This window comes from Pedobacter ginsenosidimutans (genome assembly GCF_001442625.1).
In the GTDB taxonomy this organism is placed as follows: domain Bacteria; phylum Bacteroidota; class Bacteroidia; order Sphingobacteriales; family Sphingobacteriaceae; genus Pedobacter; species Pedobacter ginsenosidimutans.
Genome location: NZ_LMZQ01000014.1, coordinates 131,236 through 149,008, shown reverse-complemented (window position 1 = coordinate 149,008; position 17,773 = coordinate 131,236). Strand labels below are relative to the sequence as shown.

The following is a 17,773-nucleotide window of genomic DNA, read 5'->3' as shown; positions in this document are numbered from 1 at the left end:
ATCTGAGTTTGATCTTAGGCGATTGTCATGCTGTTCCCAAGTTTCGGGATCAGCATCTATCCTGAAATAATAGAAGATAATTAAGCTTAAAATTTAGAATGGATACGATCTCCACATGTGGATTATCTACATATCTTAATTAAGTTTAGGGGGAATATCAGAATTTATGCTTCATGCCAAAAAGGCCCATTAGTCCTCCGGTATGGATAGCCAATACTTTTTCATCTTTACCAATAATTTCTTGTTTTGCTAAATCTTGAATGGCATAAAACATTTTCGCTGTATAAACAGGGTCTAGGAGCAATCCGGTTTTTGCAGTAAAGGTTTTGATAAAGCTGATCAGTTCAGGAGTGGTTTTTGCATAGCCACCAAAATGATAATCAAGGTGAAGTTCGAGGTGATGCGATATGGGTGCATATTTGTTTATTTCCTCTTCAATAAAGGAAGCGCCCTTTAATACGGGGATGATATGTAACTTTGTATTTAACTGGTGTTGCTGAATTCCCCTCAACAAACCCGCGGCTGTGGTTCCTGTTCCGGCAGCACAAAAAATATGGTCGTATGGTTCTGTTAATTCGCTGATGATTTCTGCACAGCCTATGGTAGCTTCAGGCGAAGCACCACCTTCGTTTATAAAATAGGTTTGTTCTTCGTCAGCAAAATGCTGTTTATACAATTTGCACTTGTCGCGATAACTTTCACGGTCGGTAAAAATGAGTTTCATCCCAAATAAACTGCACAGCAATAACATCTCATTTTGGACTTCTTCGCCACGTACAAAAGCTGTAGCGGTTAATCCTGATCTTGATGCCGCGGCAGCAGTGGCTACAAGGTGATTAGAATAGGCACCCCCGAAGGTAACGAGATGTGTTTTATGCGCTGCTTTGGCCTTGGCTAAAATATATTTAAGCTTACGCCATTTGTTCCCAGAAATATAAGGATCAATAAGATCATCCCTTTTCACAAACAAGTTGTTTAAAGGTGCAAATGCTATTTTTTGTACCGGGCTATATATTTCTTCGAACACCGTGTAAAAATAAAAAACACCTGAGTATTTCAGGTGTTTTAAGCATTATTATATTCGAAAATTAATTATTTACCAATGCCAAAGCCAAAACCAGCATTAACCATGCTGTATTTTGCCTGGGTATACGAACCATAGAACTTAAAGAAACCAAACTTCAACTGAAAGCCTAAACTTCCTCTCACGCCATCAATATCGGTTTGTTTAACAGAAATCGGATCAACATAAGTTGCCGAAGTTGTGGCACTCGTTGCAAATTTATAGGTACCTAAGGCTTTTAAATTGGTGTTGGATGTTTGGTAACCAATACTGGCAAAAGGCGTGAAAAACAGGATCTTTTTGGAAACAATGGCATCAAAATTTACACCATTAAATTTGGCTTCAATATGTTGATCTGAGTTTGCCACATTATCGATATTCAGGTCTAAAGAATATTTATATTGCGTAAAACCGCCGGCAATCGCAATGTCTACAGGAATTAATTTCTCTGTAGTCGAACCCATAAATAAGGGTAAAAGTTCAACTTTGGCACCAAAACCGATCATCGATAAGCTTCCCAGGTCATCACCTAATTTAATTTTAGGCATTGCCCTTAAAGTAACATCAATATTTTTAGGTAAGCCTAATGTTGCCTGAATTTGTGCCGAAGGTACCACATGGAAACCTACACCTTGTGGCAAATTGAAAAATTTACCCGTTGGAATGCCATTGCTCGTGTAAACTTCCATTTTGCCTCCTTCATGGTCATCGCCAAATGCGGTAGGGCCGATAGAAGAAGCGCCAGGTGCTGGTTTGATATTACTTAAACCTAAGGTATTTACATCATAACTTCTGGCCGATTGTGGAACAAAAGCCCCCGAGGCCGAAACCCTGACATCGAATTTTAAAAAACCTTTTGACTGAGCAGTATTCGACCATCCATCGGTTAAACCCAAGCCTAAACCTTTATACAGAGGATCAAAATAGGCATTAACAAGTTTGGTCGCATCTGCTGGCCCACCAACAAATAGCCCTCCAACATCTTGTTGGGCACTTGCTTTTTGAGCCATCACCAATAAAAATAAGGCACACAGGGCCTTTAAAGCGTAAAATTTTTTCATATAAATGATTTAGGATGATTTGATTGTACTAAAGATAGGGTTGTTTTTTCGAAAACTGCAATCATTAAAAAATTCTTGAAGTTAAAAGTTTATTTTTGCGCCATGGAAAATGTGGTCGAATTGCAGGAATCAGAAGAGCAGGAATTATATGAACATTTAAAAATTATTGTTGATAAGGGGCAATCGTTGCTTCGTATTGATAAGTTTTTGATGGTACGCGTAGAAAATGCCTCCCGAAACCGTATTCAAAATGCAATTGATGCAGGGAATGTACTGGTTAATCAGAAACAGATAAAAGCAAGTTATAAGGTTAAACCTTATGATGAGATATCTATCGTTTTACCTCACCCACCGCGCGATACCGAAGTTTATCCTGAAGATTTACCACTTGATATTGTTTATGAGGATAGCGATCTTTTGGTTGTAAATAAAGCTGCCGGAATGGTTGTGCACCCTGGTTTTAATAACTATACCGGAACCTTGGTTAATGCTTTGGCATTCCATTTTGAGCAACTGCCTCAGTTACCTGGCAATGATGGCCGACCAGGCCTAGTGCACCGCATTGATAAGGATACCTCAGGTTTATTGCTGATCAGTAAAAATGAAAAGTCGATTACGCACCTTGCACGTCAGTTTTTCGACCACAGCATTACTCGTAAATATATTGCACTGGTTTGGGGCGATATCGAAAACGATGGAACGGTAACCGGTTACATTGGCAGAAGTGTGAAAGATCGCCGTGTGATGGATATTTACGATGATGAAGAAAAAGGGAAATGGTCTGTAACACACTATAAAGTATTAAAGCGTTTGGGGTACGTTACTTTGATCAGTTGTGAGTTAGAAACAGGTCGTACGCACCAGATCAGGGCGCATATGCAACATATCGGCCATCCGCTTTTTAACGATGCAATGTATGGTGGCGATAAGATTTTAAAAGGGACTACGTTTAATAAGTACAAACAGTTTGTAGATAATTGTTTTGAACTGCTGCCCCGTCAGGCTTTACACGCACAAAGTTTGGGGTTTATTCACCCTACTACTAAAGAGTATATGTATTTTGAATCGCCATTGCCACCTGATTTTAAAGCTGGCTTAACCAAATGGGAAAATTATATTGCTACATCATAAAATATGCTTCAGGAGTACCTTTTATTTAATGATGAATTTCAAGCAGTTGATCTTCCGATTTTAACAGCTTCTAACAGAAGCTTCAAATTTGGCGATGGATTGTTCGAAAGTATGCGAATGATCAATTATAAGCTGCAATTTGCCGATTTACATGCCGATAGATTAACGGCTGGCATGAAAGCACTTAAAATTGATGGTCATGCTTTAATGGATGATTATTTCTTACGCCAAAAAACGGCTGATCTGGCCAAAAGGAACAAGTGGAATGGCAATGTTCGTTTTCGCCTTTCTGTATACAGAGGAGGAGCAGGTGTTTATACACCCGAAATCAATAAAGCAGGATACATTTTAGAAGGCATTCCCTTAAAAGCATCTACATATGAGTTGAACAGCAAAGGTTTGATCATTGATGTTTTTGATGAAATGACCAAGCCGGTTAATAAGCTCTCGAATTTTAAAACAGCCAATGCGCTGCTTTATGTAATGGCCGGAATTTTTAAAAGCCAAAACCGCTTGGATGAGGCCATGATTCTGAACCAATATGGCTTTCTTTGCGAAAGCATCAGTGCTAATGTTTTTGTAGTATACAACAAACAGATTTATACCCCCTCACTTGCTGAAGGTTGTATAAGTGGTGTAATGCGTACAGCCATTATGCAGTTGTGCAAAATGAACGATATGCCTTTAATTGAAGCGCAGATCAACCCCGAAATATTAAAAGAAGCCGAAGAAGTTTTTATCACCAACGCTACGCAAGGCATCCAATGGGTAATGGGCTACGGCAGGAAACGTTATTTTAACGAGGTATCGAAGTTTTTGATTGAGAAATTGAATGCTTTGTAATCTGGTTCATTGGTCATTAGGAGATTAGTGCCATTGGTTCGTCATCTCGGCTGAAGCGTAGCGAAATGGAGAGATCTTTAACCTAAATTAATTATTTTTTTGGAAAGCAATACCTGTGCTAATCGGTTCGGGCTGGTCCCGCCCTTGGCTTAATCCCAATTAAATTTCACTTCATAAGATAAACAATTCTTAATCGGGATAACGCTGCCTGTCGGGTTTATTTAACAATGGACAGTTCTACTATGCAGTTTAAACCTAAATAATTGCACTTTGTGGCCATCTAAACCCGATGAAATTGGCAGAAGCGGGAGCGGGGCTGCATAAACCTAAAAGCTACTGTACCTGCTTTCCAAAAAGAATTGCTTAAGTCGATCGTCATCCCGACTGAAGTGCAACGGAATGGAGGGATCTTTGAACTTGATTCATATCCGATACAGCTAAATAGATTTCTCGACTTCGTTGCACTCCGCTCGAAATGACGTATCTTTTGTGGGTCACCATCCCTACTGGAGTGCAACGGAATGAAGGGGCTGTATTAATTATTACAACCGCATTCCCCTTAAAAAATCTTCGATCAACATTCGCTTTTTTCCTTCGTACTGGATATCTAAAAGTTTGATAAAACCATCTTTAGCTGCAAATTTTAAATAAGTTTTACCATCGGTTAAAAAACCTCCGGCTACAATGCCTGGCTCTTTATCTTCTATTTCGGCCTTAAATACCTTTAAGTTTTTCTCGTTGAGCACGGTAAAAGCAGTTGGATAAGGGCTTAAACCGCGGATTAAATTATGGATGGTTTGCGCCGGACTGTTCCAGTCGATTTTGCAATCTTCCTTAAAAATCTTCGGAGCATGTTTTAAATCATCATTTTGTGGCTGCGGCTGCTCTGTTATATTATTGGCTTCGATAGCGCGTAGTGTTTTAACCAAAAGATTTGCGCCAACTACCATCAGTTTATCATGCAACTCACCCGCAGTTTCGTCGTCGGCAATGGGAACGCTGTCGCTGAGGATAATATCACCGGTATCAATTTCCTGTTTAAGGAAAAATGTAGTTACGCCACTTTCTTTCTCCCCATTTATAATGGCATGGTTAATCGGGGCTGCGCCACGGTATTGCGGCAACAAAGAACCATGTAAATTGATGGTTCCTTTAGCCGGCATATTCCAAACTATTTCTGGTAGCATCCTAAAAGCCACTACCACTTGTAAATCGGCTTTGTAAGATCTTAGTTCTTCAATAAACTCAGGGTTTTTTAACTTTTCAGGCTGTAGTACAGGAATTCCTTTTCCTACAGCATATTTTTTTACTGCACTTTCATTCAATTTTTGGCCACGGCCTGCAGGTTTATCTGGTGCAGTAACCACTGCAACTACATCGAAATTGGCTTGTACCAAGGCATCTAAAGAGGCTACCGCGAAATCGGGCGTGCCCATAAAAACTATTTTCATAAAGAAAGTGTTGTGTTTCTAAAAATAACGTGGCTACCCATGTTAAAGTTTTGCAAAATAACTAAAAATAAACCCATACTTATAGGCAAAAAATGGTACAAGGCAAAGATGTTGTTCAGGCAAATGGATTGGTGTATGTAACTGATGCGCTACCTGGGATTTACCGTAAAGGAAAACCTGGTAAATTTCATTACGAAGATAAAGATGGAAACAAAATCACCGACGAGAAACAGCTCGGCCGGATAAAAGCCTTAGTTATTCCACCCGCATGGGAAAATGTATGGATTGCTAATAGACCAAATGCATATCTACAGGTTACAGGTATTGATGCTGCAGGCAGGAAACAATATAAATATCATGCAAAGTGGACCAGCCGCCGATCGGAGGCTAAATATTTTCGTTTATTGGAATTTGGAAAAGCATTACCCAACGCCCGGAAAAACCTGGAAAAAGACCTCCGCAGAAAAGATTTCGATGAACGCAAAGTATTAGCCATTTCTGTAGATATACTTCAGAAAACGTTAATCCGCGTAGGTAACGAGAGTTATAAACAGCTTTACGGTTCTTTTGGCTTAACTACACTTCGCGATAAGCATGTTAAAATCGAAGGAAGTAAAATTACCATGGATTTTGTTGGGAAAAAAGGTGTTCGGCAAAAAGTAGAGTTAAATGATCGATCACTGGCGAAACTGGTCAAGAAATGCAGAGACATTCCAGGGCAGGAATTATTTCAGTTTTATTCGAACGGAAAAGAACATAAAAGTATAGATTCGGGTAAAATAAACGCTTATATTAAAGAAATTACAGGCGATGATTTTACGGCAAAGGATTTTAGAACCTGGGGTGGTACCTTAGAAGCGTTGCGCCAGTTTTCGAGGTGCAGTGCTGATGAAAATTTTAACCTAAATTCAAAAAAGACCATCGTTAATGTTTTAGATTGCGTAGCGAAAAAATTAGGCAATACCAGAGCCGTTTGTAAGAGTTCTTACGTATATCCGTTATTGCTCACCGCTTATGAAAACAACGAACTTGGTAAATACATGAAAAAAATGAATAATAACAAAGTAACTGGTAAATTAGGTTTGGCACACGATGAGAAAATTTTATTATCATTTTTAAAATCAAGCAGTAAATAGACAAATTAATATAAAAAATCGTCATTTAGAGCGGACCCGATAGCTATCCGGTGAAACGCAGTCGAGAACCCGCAGGCTCTGCGAAGCAAAATCTGTTGTAAACGACCGTATTAAGCTATACTCCAGTTGCAATGATGGTGCTTTGGAAATTATTCTTTAGGTGCTTTCTTTATTGGATGGACAGGCTGCTCCTCTAATTCTCTTTGCTTAGCGGGGTTGTTCGTTTTTGGTGCTTTATTAGGTGTGCTGTCGTTTTTATGCCTCACCGTTTTATGGTCAACAGGTTCTCTGCCTTTAGGTACTTCTTCCTGGTAATTGCTTCCTGGTTTATCACTTTTAATTTTTGGACCGCTCATAGCTAAAATGATTGAGTTTTGAATGCTTGAATAGCACTGCGCTTATCAATTACAAATAATAACAAACCTCTTTCTGTTAAGTTTGAAATAATTGCAATGGGCAATCCGATCATTCAGTCATTCAATCCCTCTCTCATTCAATAATTAATTGTATAGCAAATATTTCTTACGCATGGTTTTGTACGCACTTAGTCCCGGCTCCCAGCTCGCTCTGATTTCTGCTTCACTTTTTCCGTCGATTACCTGTTGCCTGAAATCTGCCACACCAACTAATCTTTCAATAGTTCCCATTTCTTTGCTCAGCTTGGTATTAAAAAAATCTTCTTTTCTTGGCGATGCCTTGTACAGTTCGATTAACCAGCTGATGTTTACCTGTTTCGATTTTACCAGTTTTGAGGTATCGTAAGTTCTTAAATCTAAACCATAACAAACCTGATCCTGAAACAATGGTGTTTCAGACATGCCTTTTATGCTTTTTGGCGTAAAACTGAAATCGAATTTTCCTTTAAGGTATGGTGCCCCAACAACAGTAAAAGGAAACATCGTTCCGCGGCCGTGGTTTAAATAAGTGCCCTCAAATAAACAGGTAGATGGGTAAAGTAAAATAGATTGCTGCGTATTCAGGTTAGGAGAGGGTTTAACGGGTAAAGTATACTCCATATCATGATTGTAATTGGCGTTTTTGATAATGGTAATCTTGCATTGCACCTTATCTTTCAACCAGCCTTCGCCATTTAACATTTGTGCATATTCGCCAACCGTTAAGCCATGGGCAATAGGGATAGGTTGTGCGCCAATGCCCGATTTAAATTTTGGATCTAAAATCGGTCCGTCAATTAAATAACCATTTGGATTGGGGCGATCTAAAATCAGCAGCGTTTTATTGTTTGCTGCACAAGCTTCCATAACGTGCTGTAAGGTATTAATATAGGTATAAAAACGAACACCAACATCCTGGATATCAAACACCATAATGTCGATATCTGCTAAGTCTTCAGCCGTAGGCGTACTGTGTTTGCCGTAAAGTGAAATGGCTTTTATGCCTGTTTTGGTGTCAACATCATCGTTAACGGTAACGCCAGCACTGGCATTGCCTCTAAAACCATGCTCAGGACCAAATATCTTCTGGATTTTAACCCCTCGTTTCAGCAGGCTATCAACCGAAGTCTGCGTACCGATAATTGATGTGGGGTTAACTACCATACCAACACGTTTTCCTTTTAAAAGTGGCAGGTATTTTTCGGTCTGCTCTGCACCGGTTTTAATTGTCGATGGCAGTTTAACCGTCTTGATCATCAGTTTTCTGTTTTCAGGGCTTTTCTTCCCCAAAGCTTCTTGTTCAAGAGGTTTGGGTTGTCCGCAGGCCGATAATGCAATTAAACTGGTTAAAGCAAAGCTGATGTAATTTTTCATTTTGAGTATTATTCTAATCTTCCGGTATTATAACAAAACAATTTACAATATATTTCAATTATGCTATTGGTATTTTCTTGTTACAACTTAATGATTGATGTTTAAAGTTGGTTATTTATTTTCGAAAATGCCATTTTTAAAAAGGAATTGAGCATTTTTGTTAATACAAATTGATTAAATTGAATTTCGAATATTTCATAGCCGGGCGGATAGCCATTAAATCTGAGCGTACTTTTTCAAAACTTATCGTGCGTATTGCAATAGCAGGCGTGATGTTGAGTTTGGCTGTTATGATTCTCTCTATAGCCATTATTAAAGGCTTTAAAACTGAAATTCAGGATAAAGTAAGGGGCTATTTGGGTGATGTGCAGATTACCCGTTACGATCTGAATAATTCTTTTGAGCATTCTCCCTTCGTACTTGATGGAGAAACAAAAAAAATGCTCAAAAACAATCCCGATATTGAATATTATTATCCTTTTGCTACAAAACCTGCTATCCTTTCGGCCAATAATGAAATTGAAGGCATTAATTTTAAAGGAATAGATAAAAACTATAAGTGGGATTACATTAAGCAGCATATCATCAGCGGAACCATTATCGATTTTTCTGACAGTACCGCTGCCATGCAAGAACTGCTCATTTCGAATTATACAGCTAATCGTTTAAAACTCAAAACCGGTGATGATTTTATCATGTATTTTGTTCAAAATCAGTTGCGGCCGCGTAAATTTAAAATTGTAGGCATTTACGATATTGGTGTAGAAGATATTGATAAGGGTTTTGTGCTTGGCAACCTGAATATTATTAAACGCCTGAATAACTGGGAGGCCAACGAAATTGGCGGTATAGAAATCAGGATTAATGATTTTAACAGGCTTAAACCTATTGCCAGCAATATTTATGAAAAGCTTCCACGCAATTTGCGCTCGTATTCTATTGAAGAAAATTTTCCTAACATATTTACCTGGTTAGGCCTTCTTGATGTAAATACAAAAGTGCTTTTAATCCTGATGCTCATTGTAGGCGTAATTAACATGGTAACTGCACTGTTGATTATGATTTTAGAGAAAACAAATATGATCGGCATGCTAAAATCTTTTGGAGCCAGTAACTGGAGTATTATGAAAATTTTCCTTTACAATGCAGCTTATTTAATTGGTATTGGCTTATTACTGGGAAATATTCTGGGTTTAGGGCTTGGTTTTTTACAGCAGGCCACTCACATTTTCAAGCTTAACCAGGCCTCTTACTTTTTAGCTTATGCACCAATAGAATTTCATTTTATTGATGTGCTGCTGCTAAATATCGTTACGGTAGTGGTATGTTTAACGGTCTTGATTATCCCTTCGCTATTGATCAGTAAGGTTTCTCCGCTTAAAGCAATCAGATTTAAATAAGGAAAAAACTTGGGTCACCGGACAGATCATTTTCCGATGCCCAAGCAAACCTAAACTTAAGTTCTTGTCAACTCAACTTTTACAGTTTGTGTAACATTCCTTTTCTGGAGTTGAGGATATGGTGTGATGTCAATTAATTTGAGTGAATAATCTATGCCGTTAATTTTAATGTTTGCTACACTTGCAAGTGTGCCACAATCTCCTTTGCATAAGATAATTTCCTGATCAATATTATTGGCTGTTAATTTGAAATATGCTTTTGCTCCCCCGGCGCCAATACAATCAGCATTTATTGGGCAACGGCTATCGCTAATCGATTTTAATACTAATGTAGATGCACCGATTGATTTTGAAGTATTGATTTCAAAATCGTAATTCGTCGTTTTTGTTTCGGATTTCTTCTCACATCCAAAAACAAAAATAGATAATACAATAAAGGAGAATATTAAATTTTTCATTTAGAGATGGATTAATTACTTCTTTTTAAAATGTATTCATAATCTACGGTAGCATAGGAGGTAGCCGGAGAAAAATCTGTTTTTGCACTGAATCTTTTTCTAAGGGTTAAATCTACTCCGCTGCTTCTAATATCGTATTCGCCGTTTAAAATCATATTCCAATCAAAATCTGCTGTCCAAACGCCCTCATCGGTAAAATATCCGATCCCATTCTTAAAGTTATAGGTTCCCTTACCTCCAGATGGTTTTAGGTTAGCATCAGCACTAGGAGTAATGTTGAATTTTCCATCCTGTAACGAGATTGACATTGGTCGGGTTACTGGCACGGAATTAACACTATTGGTAATTACCAACACACCTGTATAGTTGCCATCCAATAAAACATCTACGTTTGTAGATTTTTTACAGCCTAAAGATAAGATCAGGGCAAAAAGGAAAATACAGATTTGAACTTTCATACCCCTTAAACGGAGCTCAAAATGAAAACGCTACACTTAAATTGAAATCCACTCTACACCTTGTGTATTATGGATAAATTCAGTTCTTGGCTCGAGGTTTAGATAAGGATAAGTGACTTTCGAAAGGTATAAGCCTGTAGGATGAGCGGGCAATGATAGTTTTGAGGATTGAAGGGTAATCAGTTCGCTTTCAAATTCATCAAAGCTAAGCTCTCCTTTGCCAACCATGAGAATTTTACCCATAATAATGCGGATCATTTTGCCCAAAAAGCGGTTGCTGGCAATATGAAACCTCAGCCTGTCGCCTTTTGGATTTACAAATAAATCGGCCTCCATTACATTGCAGATGGTATGCTCATATTTATCAGGATGTGTACAAAAAGCCCTGTAATCTTTGTATTGGGGTAATAATTTTACAACAGCTTTCATTTTATCAAAATCTAGATTGTTTAATTGATAAAAGGAACTTTGGGTGCTTAAAAAAGGATCTTTATAGGTATGGATAAAATAATCATATTTCCGTTGTACAGCATCAAACCGGGCATGTGGTTTCCCCTCCATTTTAATAATGTCGAATACCGCGATATTATAAGGTAAAGCTTTATTTAGGATGTAAAGCAGATCGAAATCAATCTCTTTTTCGATATCGGCATGAAAAAAGAACTGACTGGCATGCACATGCGCATCAGTCCGCCCGCAGCCATTAATAGCAGTCGGCGATTTTAAAATTTTCGATAGCGTTTGTTCAATAACTTCCTGAACGCTTTTTACCCCAGGTTGTTTTTGCCACCCACTAAAGTATTGGCCTTGATAGGCAATGTGAAAGAAATACCTCATTTTTCAGCTGCAATTTTACGGAAATTTTAGCAGCAGGAATATTAAATCATATTTTTGTGCGGTAAATTTTAATCATGAATTTAACAAACTGTCCTTGCGGAAGCGGAACTGCCTTTAACCAGTGCTGCCAGCCTTATCATTTAAAAGTGAAAGCGGCACCAACGGCAGAAGCCCTAATGCGTTCCAGATATTCGGCTTTTGTAGTTGCTGATGCAGATTATCTTTATGAAACCACACACATCAGTAAAAGAAAGAATCATTCGAAAAGCGCATATTTAAATAGTGCGAAAAATACCAGATGGCTAAAACTCGAAATTGTTTTTTCGGATTTTGATATTGTGGAATTTAAGGCCTATTACCTCAGTAAGAAATTTCAGACTGAAGTATTGCATGAAAAATCTAATTTCAGGTTAGCAGATGGGAAATGGTATTATGTGGATGGGGAATTTTATGAATAACTTTAATTTAGTCGTCACCCTGACTTGTAGCGAAGCGGAAAGCTACGAAGTAAATTTATTTCAAGGTTTTATTAACAAGGAAAATGCTGAAATAAATTTTCCAAAACAAATTTCGATAGAAAAGTCGTCATCTCGACTGAAGCGTAGTGAAATGGAGAGATCTATGTAGACAGATTTCTCGGCTGCGTTGCACTTCGCTCAAAATGACGACCTTTAGCAGTTTTTCATCGTACACTTCAATTTTTTTGAATAAAAGCAGACCTTTAAGTATAACGATGCGCTAATAGAAGGCTATATTTTCTTGGCTTCATTCCAATACACATCCATCTCTGCAAGTGTCATATCAGCGAGGGCTTTTCCGTTTTCTTTTGCTTTGGTTTCGAGGTACTGGAAACGTTTGATAAATTTTTTATTGGTTTTTTCCAATGCATTTTCAGGATTGATGTTAATGAAACGTGCATAATTGATTAAAGAAAAAAGTACATCGCCAAATTCTGATTCTGCTTTTTCGATATCAACGGCTGTATTATCGGTAACGTTAAATTCAGTTTTAAACTCCTGTAGTTCTTCTTCTACTTTTTCCCAAACCTGGTTTTTATCTTCCCAATCGAAACCTACGCCGCGGGCTTTTTCCTGAATGCGGGCAGCCTTAACTAAAGCTGGTAGTGAAGATGGAACACCAGCCAACACCGATTTGTTGCCTTCTTTCAGTTTAATCTGCTCCCAATTGCGTTTAACATCTTCTTCGTTCTGCACTTCAACATCGCCATAAATATGTGGATGCCGGTTTACCAGTTTATCACAAACCCCGTTTAAAACATCTGTAATGTTAAAATCATTGGTTTCGGAAGCAATTCTCGAATAGAAAACCAGATGCATCATCACATCGCCAAGTTCCTTTTTAATTTCGTCTAAATCGCCCTCTAAAATGGCGTCGCTCAATTCATAAGTTTCCTCTATAGTTAAATGGCGCAGTGTTTCCATGGTCTGTTTTTTATCCCACGGACATTGCGTACGCAGCGTATCTAAAACAGTGAGTAAACGTGTAAAAGCATCAGCTGGATTATTGGCACTTGCAGGAATTGGATTGTTAGGCATGTTTTATGGTTGAGCTATATTTATCGAACGCTAAAGTACCAAACCCAGGCGATTAAGAAAAGCTGAAAAGGTATTCTGAACCATAAATATTTTGGTCCCGGCCCTGGCTTATACAAATCTTCATAATTGATACGGTGTTTGGCAGCGTAAATATTGGCAGGTAAAATAGCAATGTAAAAAATAATTAGGGCTATCCCGGTAAAATATCTAGTGCTTTCAATCGCCAGGCCAATGGCAAATAAGATTTCCAGCACACCTGTTAAAAGTACAATTTCTACTTTTTTAGGGATAAATAATGGAACCATAGCAGCCATACTGGTTTTAAACTTGAAATGCCCGATAGCTGTAAAAAGTAACATCACGCCCATAGCGATATTGCCTGCAAAAATATTTCCTTTATCAAATGTGGTATGGCCGCCAAAGGCTAATAGGGCAATATAAACGATAAGTAATACAAATAAAGGTTTCATTTATTATAATTTTTAACTTACTTGATCAGATTAAAGGCAATTAAAATCGTTGCTACGAATAAGACAACCAAGCCTGATAGAAAGACAAAATCGGCAACTTTTTCTAACTTTTTACTTGCATTTCTTTCTCTTCTCATAGATATAAAAGATAAGATACAGCTGGTCATAAAAAACATTACGGCAGCTACTGCAAATTCATCGATTATGGAACCATCGGTAAGTGCGAGTTTTTTCAAAGAAGTAAGCACAATAAAGCAGATGCCCAACAGATTGGCAGAAGTGCTTAAAATATGAGGCGATCTATTTTCGGACATACTAATCCTTCTCTTCTAATTTAATCTTTTTTGTAATCCGATAAACGCGTTTCTTTTTGTCGGGCTTATGCTCTTCGCCCATTAAAATACCCCAGGGTTTTAAATTATCTACTCTATCGAAGATTATTTTTAATATGGCCAGATAAGGTATACATAAAAACATACCCGATATTCCCCAGATCATTTCGCCAACTACAATACCAATAAAGGCGAAAAGCGCATTAATTTTTACTTTCGAACCCACTACTAAGGGCATTAAAACATTTCCATCTATAGCATGTACACCGACGAAGGCAATTAAAACTAAAAGTACTTTACCTGCACCAGCTGTTGCAAAGGTGATTAAACAGCTTACCAGTAAAGCAAAAAATATCCCTAAATAAGGTACCACATTAAAAATACCAGCCACCAGGCCTAATAGCACTGCATATTTAACCCCCAAGAGGCTTAGTACGGTAATCATTAAAATGGTAACGATCAACATCTGTAAGAAAAGACCAATAATATATTTTTTAATGATGTACTGAATCTGACTAACAATTTCTGAAACCTTTTCTTTGTGTTCTTCTTTAAAAACAGAGGTTAAGAAAGTGAATAAAACACGGCGGTAATTTAAAATGAAAAAGGTAAACAAAAGCGTGAAACCCAAAAATAATAGGGTAGAAGATAGTGTGGCCAGGGTTGTAGCAACAATAGCAGCACTGGTAGCCAAAGCTTTTTCGGTACTATCATTTAAATAATCGAGTTGTTTCTGAGAATTTACACCAAAGGTGTGCGAAATCCATTTCTGTAGTTCATGGTATGAAACATTGGCTTTCTCTTTTAACAATGGCCAATCAGCCCATAAATCGCTCAGCTGATTGCCAAAAAAATATATAATTCCACCAATAACAGCGATCATTAGCACTACTGAAACAAGAGTAGATAAGCTTCGTTTAAACTTAAATCTCTGCTCTAAAAAATTGCCTACGGGCAACAATAAAATTGCCATTAAAAAAGAGAAAAGCAGCGGCGCCAACAGCGATTGACCTAAAATGGCGATGTAGGTTAAGCTTATTAAACAGAAAAGAACCAGGGCAAATTTGGGTAGGAACGATAATTTGTCTTTCATAAATTTTAAATCCTGTTTAATACAAAATGCCCGATTAATTGTTTCACCAATCGGGCATTTAAATATAAGAGATTATTTTTAATAGATACTTGCTTTATCTAAAAGTGAAATATCTTCTGGTGATAATTTCAAATTCGCTGCATCGGTAAAAGATTTTAACTGGCTTAAATCGGTAACGCTTGCAATCGGCGCTGTAATTGATGGATGATAAATTAACCAGGCAAGCGCTACCGAAGCTGGCTCGACATGGTGTTTTTCTGCAACCTCATCCAATGCCGCTAAAATTTTAAAGCCGCGTTCGTTCAGGAATTTTTTAATGCCTCCGCCACGCTGGCTTTTATTCAAGTCATCTTCGCTGCGGTATTTTCCTGTTAAAAACCCGCTGGCCAACGAATAATAGGTCACTACGCCCAAACCATAATCTAAACAGATTTTTTCGTGCTCCTGCTCAAAGTTCTCCCTATCGTAGAGGTTGTATCCTGGTTGGTAAACTTCGTAACGAGGCAGACTGTGTTCGGTAGCATAAACCAAAGATTCTTTTAACCGATCAGCAGAAAAGTTTGAGGCCCCGATCCAACGTATTTTGCCCGCTTTAATTAACGTTTCGTAAGCACTTAAAGTTTCTTCAACCGGGGTGTTTTCATCATCGTAATGAGAAAAATAGAGATCGATATAATCTGTTTGCAGGCGCGATAAAGAATGTTCTACTTCATTAATGATATAATCTTTCCTTAACGATTTACCCTGGCCCATATCTGAGCCAACTTTTGTTGCAATAATTATATCGTGGCGTTTGTTTTGTTTTTTTAGCCAGTTACCAATAATCGTTTCCGATTCGCCACCTTTATTTCCAGGTGCCCAACGCGAATACACATCGGCAGTATCGATAAAGTTAAATCCACTTTCTACAAACTGGTTTAATATTTCAAACGATTTTTGCTCATCGATTGTCCAGCCGAATACGTTTCCTCCAAATACAATGGGGGCAATATTTAAATCGGTTTTTCCTAATATTCTTTTTTCCATGATATGAATGTTAATAATATGCTAACAAATTATATGGGATGAGGTTTTGCACAGAAGTCTGAATTATGTCAGTAGTTTTTAGAAAGCAGTTCACCTTCAATTTTAGAGTTATTCCCGTCAGTCGGTTTATTGTAGTCAGTTCGTTGCCATGATCGTCATCCGATAGCTATCGGATGCGAGGCAGGATAAGCGAGCGCCTAAGCAATCTTTCTCCATAAATTAAAATGCGTTCTATTTTTTTAGAAAGCAAAGCCTGTGGTGCTTAGGTTATACCCGTCCCGCCCTTTGCTTAATCCCGATAGATAAAATGTTAAATACAATCATCTAAAAACCTTATGCCCTCAACCTTTTAACCTTCAACCTTTGATGGCCCTAAGCATTTCCCTTTTTCCTGGAGCACCAGGTAATTTTTCGATGGTAAACCCGCAGGCTTTAACTGCTCTTTTCAATTTTCCGGTAATGGCGTAGGTTACAAAGGTTCCACCTGGTTTTAAGAAACTGCAGGCATGGGCAATAATTTCATCACTCCACATTTCGGGCTGGTGCTGCACAGAAAAGGCATCGTAATAAATCACATCAAATTTTTGGTCGCTCTGGTATTCGGCCAATGTAGTATGCGGAATTTCCAAGGTGCAAAGCGAAGTCAATTGTTGAGGTGTTTTTAATGCATCAGGGTAATTTGAGATAAAATCGGCCCATATTATTTCGGGAACATATGCGGCGTAACCTGTTTGCTCAATTACTGCTGTACTGAGCGGAAACGCTTCGATACTGGTATAGTTAAGTTTAATATTATTTGCCGCACAGTATTCGAAACTTAAAATAAAATTCAGTCCGGTACCAAAACCAACTTCCAAAACGGAAATTTCAGTTAAATTAGTGGACACGAATTTTAGTCCAGCATCAATAAATACGTGTTTGCTTTCCTGTAATGCGCCATGTTTACTGTGGTAATGTTCGCCTATGGTTTCGTTATACAGTGTATTCGAGCCATCAGCAGTAGGTGTTATAATATTCATGAGCTAGGATTTTAAGGATTCTTGGATTTCAGGATCATGGTGCAAATATAGATATAGGATTAATATGATTTTTGGATTTCAGGATCATGGTGTAGATATGAATGCAGCATTTAAACGATTTCTGGATTTAGGGACAAACTATCCAGAGATAGGAGGAGGAAAGTTAACCCGCTTTAGTCCTTAGTCTTTTAGCTTTAGTCTTCGGACTTCTGAATTCTCTCTTTGTCCTTTCAGCTTTAATCTTTTGTTCTTAGCTTTGGTCTTACCCTAAACCCTAAACCCTAAACCCTAAACCCTAAACCCTAAACCCTAAACCCTAAAATGGATATCGAATCTTTCAGAGAATATTGTTTGAATTTACCTGGTACAACCGAGGGGATGAAATGGGGGCATTTATGCTTTATGATTGAAGAAAAAATGTATTTCATTATCGCTATTGATGAAGACAACAGTTTCTCTATAAAGTGTGATCCCGAAGAGTTTGATGCATTAACGGCTAGAGATGGCATACAACAGGCCCACCATATGGCTAAACGACAGTGGATACGTGTTGATAACCTGGAGGTGTTTCATGAAACAGAACTGAAAAAAAGAGTGGCCGATTCGAGAGCTATGGTTTTAGCTAAATTACCTAAGAAAACACAGGCAAAGTACGCCTAAGTTTGCCATA

The 17,773-nt window shown here is 38.0% G+C and carries 20 protein-coding genes; 6 read left to right on the top strand and 14 right to left on the bottom strand.

Annotated features, from left to right (window positions below):
- Window positions 1-157 precede the first annotated feature (157 nt).
- Window positions 158-1,027 (bottom strand): 1-aminocyclopropane-1-carboxylate deaminase/D-cysteine desulfhydrase, encoded by an 870-nt coding sequence (locus ASU31_RS17800; RefSeq protein ID WP_083505417.1) that lies wholly within the window; start codon window positions 1,025-1,027, stop codon window positions 158-160.
- 65 nt (window positions 1,028-1,092) lie between these two features.
- Window positions 1,093-2,124, bottom strand: a complete 1,032-nt coding sequence (locus ASU31_RS17795; protein WP_057933625.1) for a DUF6588 family protein — start codon at window positions 2,122-2,124, stop codon at window positions 1,093-1,095.
- A 102-nt stretch (window positions 2,125-2,226) separates the two neighbouring features.
- Between ASU31_RS17795 and ASU31_RS17790 the strand changes: the two genes are divergently transcribed.
- The gene (locus ASU31_RS17790) at window positions 2,227-3,255 is read left to right on the top strand and encodes an RluA family pseudouridine synthase (RefSeq protein WP_057933624.1); all 1,029 of its coding nucleotides are present in this window, start codon (window positions 2,227-2,229) and stop codon (window positions 3,253-3,255) included.
- 3 nt (window positions 3,256-3,258) lie between these two features.
- Window positions 3,259-4,098 (top strand): aminotransferase class IV, encoded by an 840-nt coding sequence (locus tag ASU31_RS17785; protein WP_057933623.1) that lies wholly within the window; start codon window positions 3,259-3,261, stop codon window positions 4,096-4,098.
- A gap of 542 nt (window positions 4,099-4,640) precedes the next feature.
- Here ASU31_RS17785 and fmt read toward each other — a convergent pair.
- Window positions 4,641-5,549, bottom strand: coding sequence for a methionyl-tRNA formyltransferase (gene fmt, locus ASU31_RS17780; RefSeq protein ID WP_057933622.1), 909 nt, complete (start codon window positions 5,547-5,549; stop codon window positions 4,641-4,643).
- Window positions 5,550-5,641: 92 nt separating this feature from the next.
- On the opposite strand from fmt, the gene ASU31_RS17775 reads away from it, so the two are divergent.
- The gene (locus tag ASU31_RS17775) at window positions 5,642-6,685 is read left to right on the top strand and encodes a DNA topoisomerase IB (protein WP_057933621.1); all 1,044 of its coding nucleotides are present in this window, start codon (window positions 5,642-5,644) and stop codon (window positions 6,683-6,685) included.
- A gap of 149 nt (window positions 6,686-6,834) precedes the next feature.
- On the opposite strand, the gene ASU31_RS17770 is transcribed toward ASU31_RS17775, so the two are convergent.
- Together ASU31_RS17770 and ASU31_RS17765 are read right to left on the bottom strand one after the other, a co-directional pair.
- Window positions 6,835-7,041: a hypothetical protein gene (locus tag ASU31_RS17770; protein ID WP_029279784.1), complete on the bottom strand. Its 207-nt coding sequence runs from the start codon at window positions 7,039-7,041 to the stop codon at window positions 6,835-6,837.
- Window positions 7,042-7,185: 144 nt separating this feature from the next.
- Window positions 7,186-8,454 (bottom strand): exo-beta-N-acetylmuramidase NamZ family protein, encoded by a 1,269-nt coding sequence (locus tag ASU31_RS17765; RefSeq protein WP_057933620.1) that lies wholly within the window; start codon window positions 8,452-8,454, stop codon window positions 7,186-7,188.
- Between the two features lie 179 nt (window positions 8,455-8,633).
- Between ASU31_RS17765 and ASU31_RS17760 the strand changes: the two genes are divergently transcribed.
- Window positions 8,634-9,854 (top strand): ABC transporter permease, encoded by a 1,221-nt coding sequence (locus ASU31_RS17760; RefSeq protein WP_057933703.1) that lies wholly within the window; start codon window positions 8,634-8,636, stop codon window positions 9,852-9,854.
- Between the two features lie 56 nt (window positions 9,855-9,910).
- Here the strand turns inward: ASU31_RS17760 and ASU31_RS17755 are convergent, their stop codons facing one another.
- Genes ASU31_RS17755 through ASU31_RS17745 form a run of 3 tightly spaced genes read right to left on the bottom strand, consistent with a single transcriptional unit; the run spans window position 9,911 to window position 11,607 of the window.
- The gene (locus ASU31_RS17755; RefSeq protein ID WP_057933619.1) at window positions 9,911-10,312 is read right to left on the bottom strand and encodes a hypothetical protein; all 402 of its coding nucleotides are present in this window, start codon (window positions 10,310-10,312) and stop codon (window positions 9,911-9,913) included.
- An 11-nt stretch (window positions 10,313-10,323) separates the two neighbouring features.
- Window positions 10,324-10,770: a hypothetical protein gene (locus ASU31_RS17750; protein WP_057933618.1), complete on the bottom strand. Its 447-nt coding sequence runs from the start codon at window positions 10,768-10,770 to the stop codon at window positions 10,324-10,326.
- Window positions 10,771-10,806: 36 nt separating this feature from the next.
- A complete protein-coding gene (locus ASU31_RS17745) occupies window positions 10,807-11,607 on the bottom strand; it encodes a tRNA pseudouridine synthase A (RefSeq protein WP_057933617.1) in 801 nt (266 codons plus the stop codon).
- Window positions 11,608-11,681: 74 nt separating this feature from the next.
- Here ASU31_RS17745 and ASU31_RS17740 point away from each other — a divergent pair, with 74 nt between their 5' ends.
- Complete coding sequence (locus ASU31_RS17740) at window positions 11,682-12,065, top strand: YchJ family protein (protein WP_057933616.1); 384 nt, start codon at window positions 11,682-11,684, stop codon at window positions 12,063-12,065.
- Window positions 12,066-12,356: 291 nt separating this feature from the next.
- Here ASU31_RS17740 and mazG read toward each other — a convergent pair whose 3' ends face one another.
- The 6 genes from mazG to mnmC2 all read right to left on the bottom strand — a co-directional run bounded on the left by mazG (window position 12,357) and on the right by mnmC2 (window position 17,103).
- Window positions 12,357-13,163: a nucleoside triphosphate pyrophosphohydrolase gene (gene mazG, locus ASU31_RS17735; protein WP_057933615.1), complete on the bottom strand. Its 807-nt coding sequence runs from the start codon at window positions 13,161-13,163 to the stop codon at window positions 12,357-12,359.
- A gap of 20 nt (window positions 13,164-13,183) precedes the next feature.
- Complete coding sequence (locus ASU31_RS17730; RefSeq protein ID WP_057933614.1) at window positions 13,184-13,633, bottom strand: DoxX family protein; 450 nt, start codon at window positions 13,631-13,633, stop codon at window positions 13,184-13,186.
- Window positions 13,634-13,650: 17 nt separating this feature from the next.
- Window positions 13,651-13,947 (bottom strand): hypothetical protein, encoded by a 297-nt coding sequence (locus tag ASU31_RS17725; RefSeq protein ID WP_057933613.1) that lies wholly within the window; start codon window positions 13,945-13,947, stop codon window positions 13,651-13,653.
- A gap of 1 nt (window position 13,948) precedes the next feature.
- Complete coding sequence (locus ASU31_RS17720; RefSeq protein WP_057933612.1) at window positions 13,949-15,058, bottom strand: AI-2E family transporter; 1,110 nt, start codon at window positions 15,056-15,058, stop codon at window positions 13,949-13,951.
- Between the two features lie 78 nt (window positions 15,059-15,136).
- Window positions 15,137-16,084: an aldo/keto reductase gene (locus tag ASU31_RS17715; RefSeq protein WP_057933611.1), complete on the bottom strand. Its 948-nt coding sequence runs from the start codon at window positions 16,082-16,084 to the stop codon at window positions 15,137-15,139.
- A 356-nt stretch (window positions 16,085-16,440) separates the two neighbouring features.
- Window positions 16,441-17,103 (bottom strand): tRNA (5-methylaminomethyl-2-thiouridine)(34)-methyltransferase MnmC2, encoded by a 663-nt coding sequence (mnmC2, locus tag ASU31_RS17710; protein WP_057933610.1) that lies wholly within the window; start codon window positions 17,101-17,103, stop codon window positions 16,441-16,443.
- A gap of 321 nt (window positions 17,104-17,424) precedes the next feature.
- Here mnmC2 and ASU31_RS17705 point away from each other — a divergent pair, with 321 nt between their 5' ends.
- Complete coding sequence (locus ASU31_RS17705; RefSeq protein ID WP_083505416.1) at window positions 17,425-17,763, top strand: MmcQ/YjbR family DNA-binding protein; 339 nt, start codon at window positions 17,425-17,427, stop codon at window positions 17,761-17,763.
- The last annotated feature ends 10 nt before the right edge of the window (window positions 17,764-17,773 follow it).

Coding starts and splice junctions, on each gene's coding strand:
- ASU31_RS17730 (WP_057933614.1), bottom strand. CDS start 13,633: ATGAAACCTTTATTTGTATTACTTATCGTTTATATTGCCCTATTAGCC.
- ASU31_RS17750 (WP_057933618.1), bottom strand. CDS start 10,770: ATGAAAGTTCAAATCTGTATTTTCCTTTTTGCCCTGATCTTATCTTTA.
- ASU31_RS17715 (WP_057933611.1), bottom strand. CDS start 16,084: ATGGAAAAAAGAATATTAGGAAAAACCGATTTAAATATTGCCCCCATT.
- ASU31_RS17795 (WP_057933625.1), bottom strand. CDS start 2,124: ATGAAAAAATTTTACGCTTTAAAGGCCCTGTGTGCCTTATTTTTATTG.
- ASU31_RS17785 (WP_057933623.1), top strand. CDS start 3,259: ATGCTTCAGGAGTACCTTTTATTTAATGATGAATTTCAAGCAGTTGAT.
- mazG (WP_057933615.1), bottom strand. CDS start 13,163: ATGCCTAACAATCCAATTCCTGCAAGTGCCAATAATCCAGCTGATGCT.
- ASU31_RS17720 (WP_057933612.1), bottom strand. CDS start 15,058: ATGAAAGACAAATTATCGTTCCTACCCAAATTTGCCCTGGTTCTTTTC.
- ASU31_RS17755 (WP_057933619.1), bottom strand. CDS start 10,312: ATGAAAAATTTAATATTCTCCTTTATTGTATTATCTATTTTTGTTTTT.
- fmt (WP_057933622.1), bottom strand. CDS start 5,549: ATGAAAATAGTTTTTATGGGCACGCCCGATTTCGCGGTAGCCTCTTTA.
- ASU31_RS17790 (WP_057933624.1), top strand. CDS start 2,227: ATGGAAAATGTGGTCGAATTGCAGGAATCAGAAGAGCAGGAATTATAT.
- ASU31_RS17770 (WP_029279784.1), bottom strand. CDS start 7,041: ATGAGCGGTCCAAAAATTAAAAGTGATAAACCAGGAAGCAATTACCAG.
- ASU31_RS17765 (WP_057933620.1), bottom strand. CDS start 8,454: ATGAAAAATTACATCAGCTTTGCTTTAACCAGTTTAATTGCATTATCG.
- ASU31_RS17725 (WP_057933613.1), bottom strand. CDS start 13,947: ATGTCCGAAAATAGATCGCCTCATATTTTAAGCACTTCTGCCAATCTG.
- mnmC2 (WP_057933610.1), bottom strand. CDS start 17,103: ATGAATATTATAACACCTACTGCTGATGGCTCGAATACACTGTATAAC.
- ASU31_RS17705 (WP_083505416.1), top strand. CDS start 17,425: ATGGATATCGAATCTTTCAGAGAATATTGTTTGAATTTACCTGGTACA.
- ASU31_RS17740 (WP_057933616.1), top strand. CDS start 11,682: ATGAATTTAACAAACTGTCCTTGCGGAAGCGGAACTGCCTTTAACCAG.
- ASU31_RS17745 (WP_057933617.1), bottom strand. CDS start 11,607: ATGAGGTATTTCTTTCACATTGCCTATCAAGGCCAATACTTTAGTGGG.
- ASU31_RS17775 (WP_057933621.1), top strand. CDS start 5,642: ATGGTACAAGGCAAAGATGTTGTTCAGGCAAATGGATTGGTGTATGTA.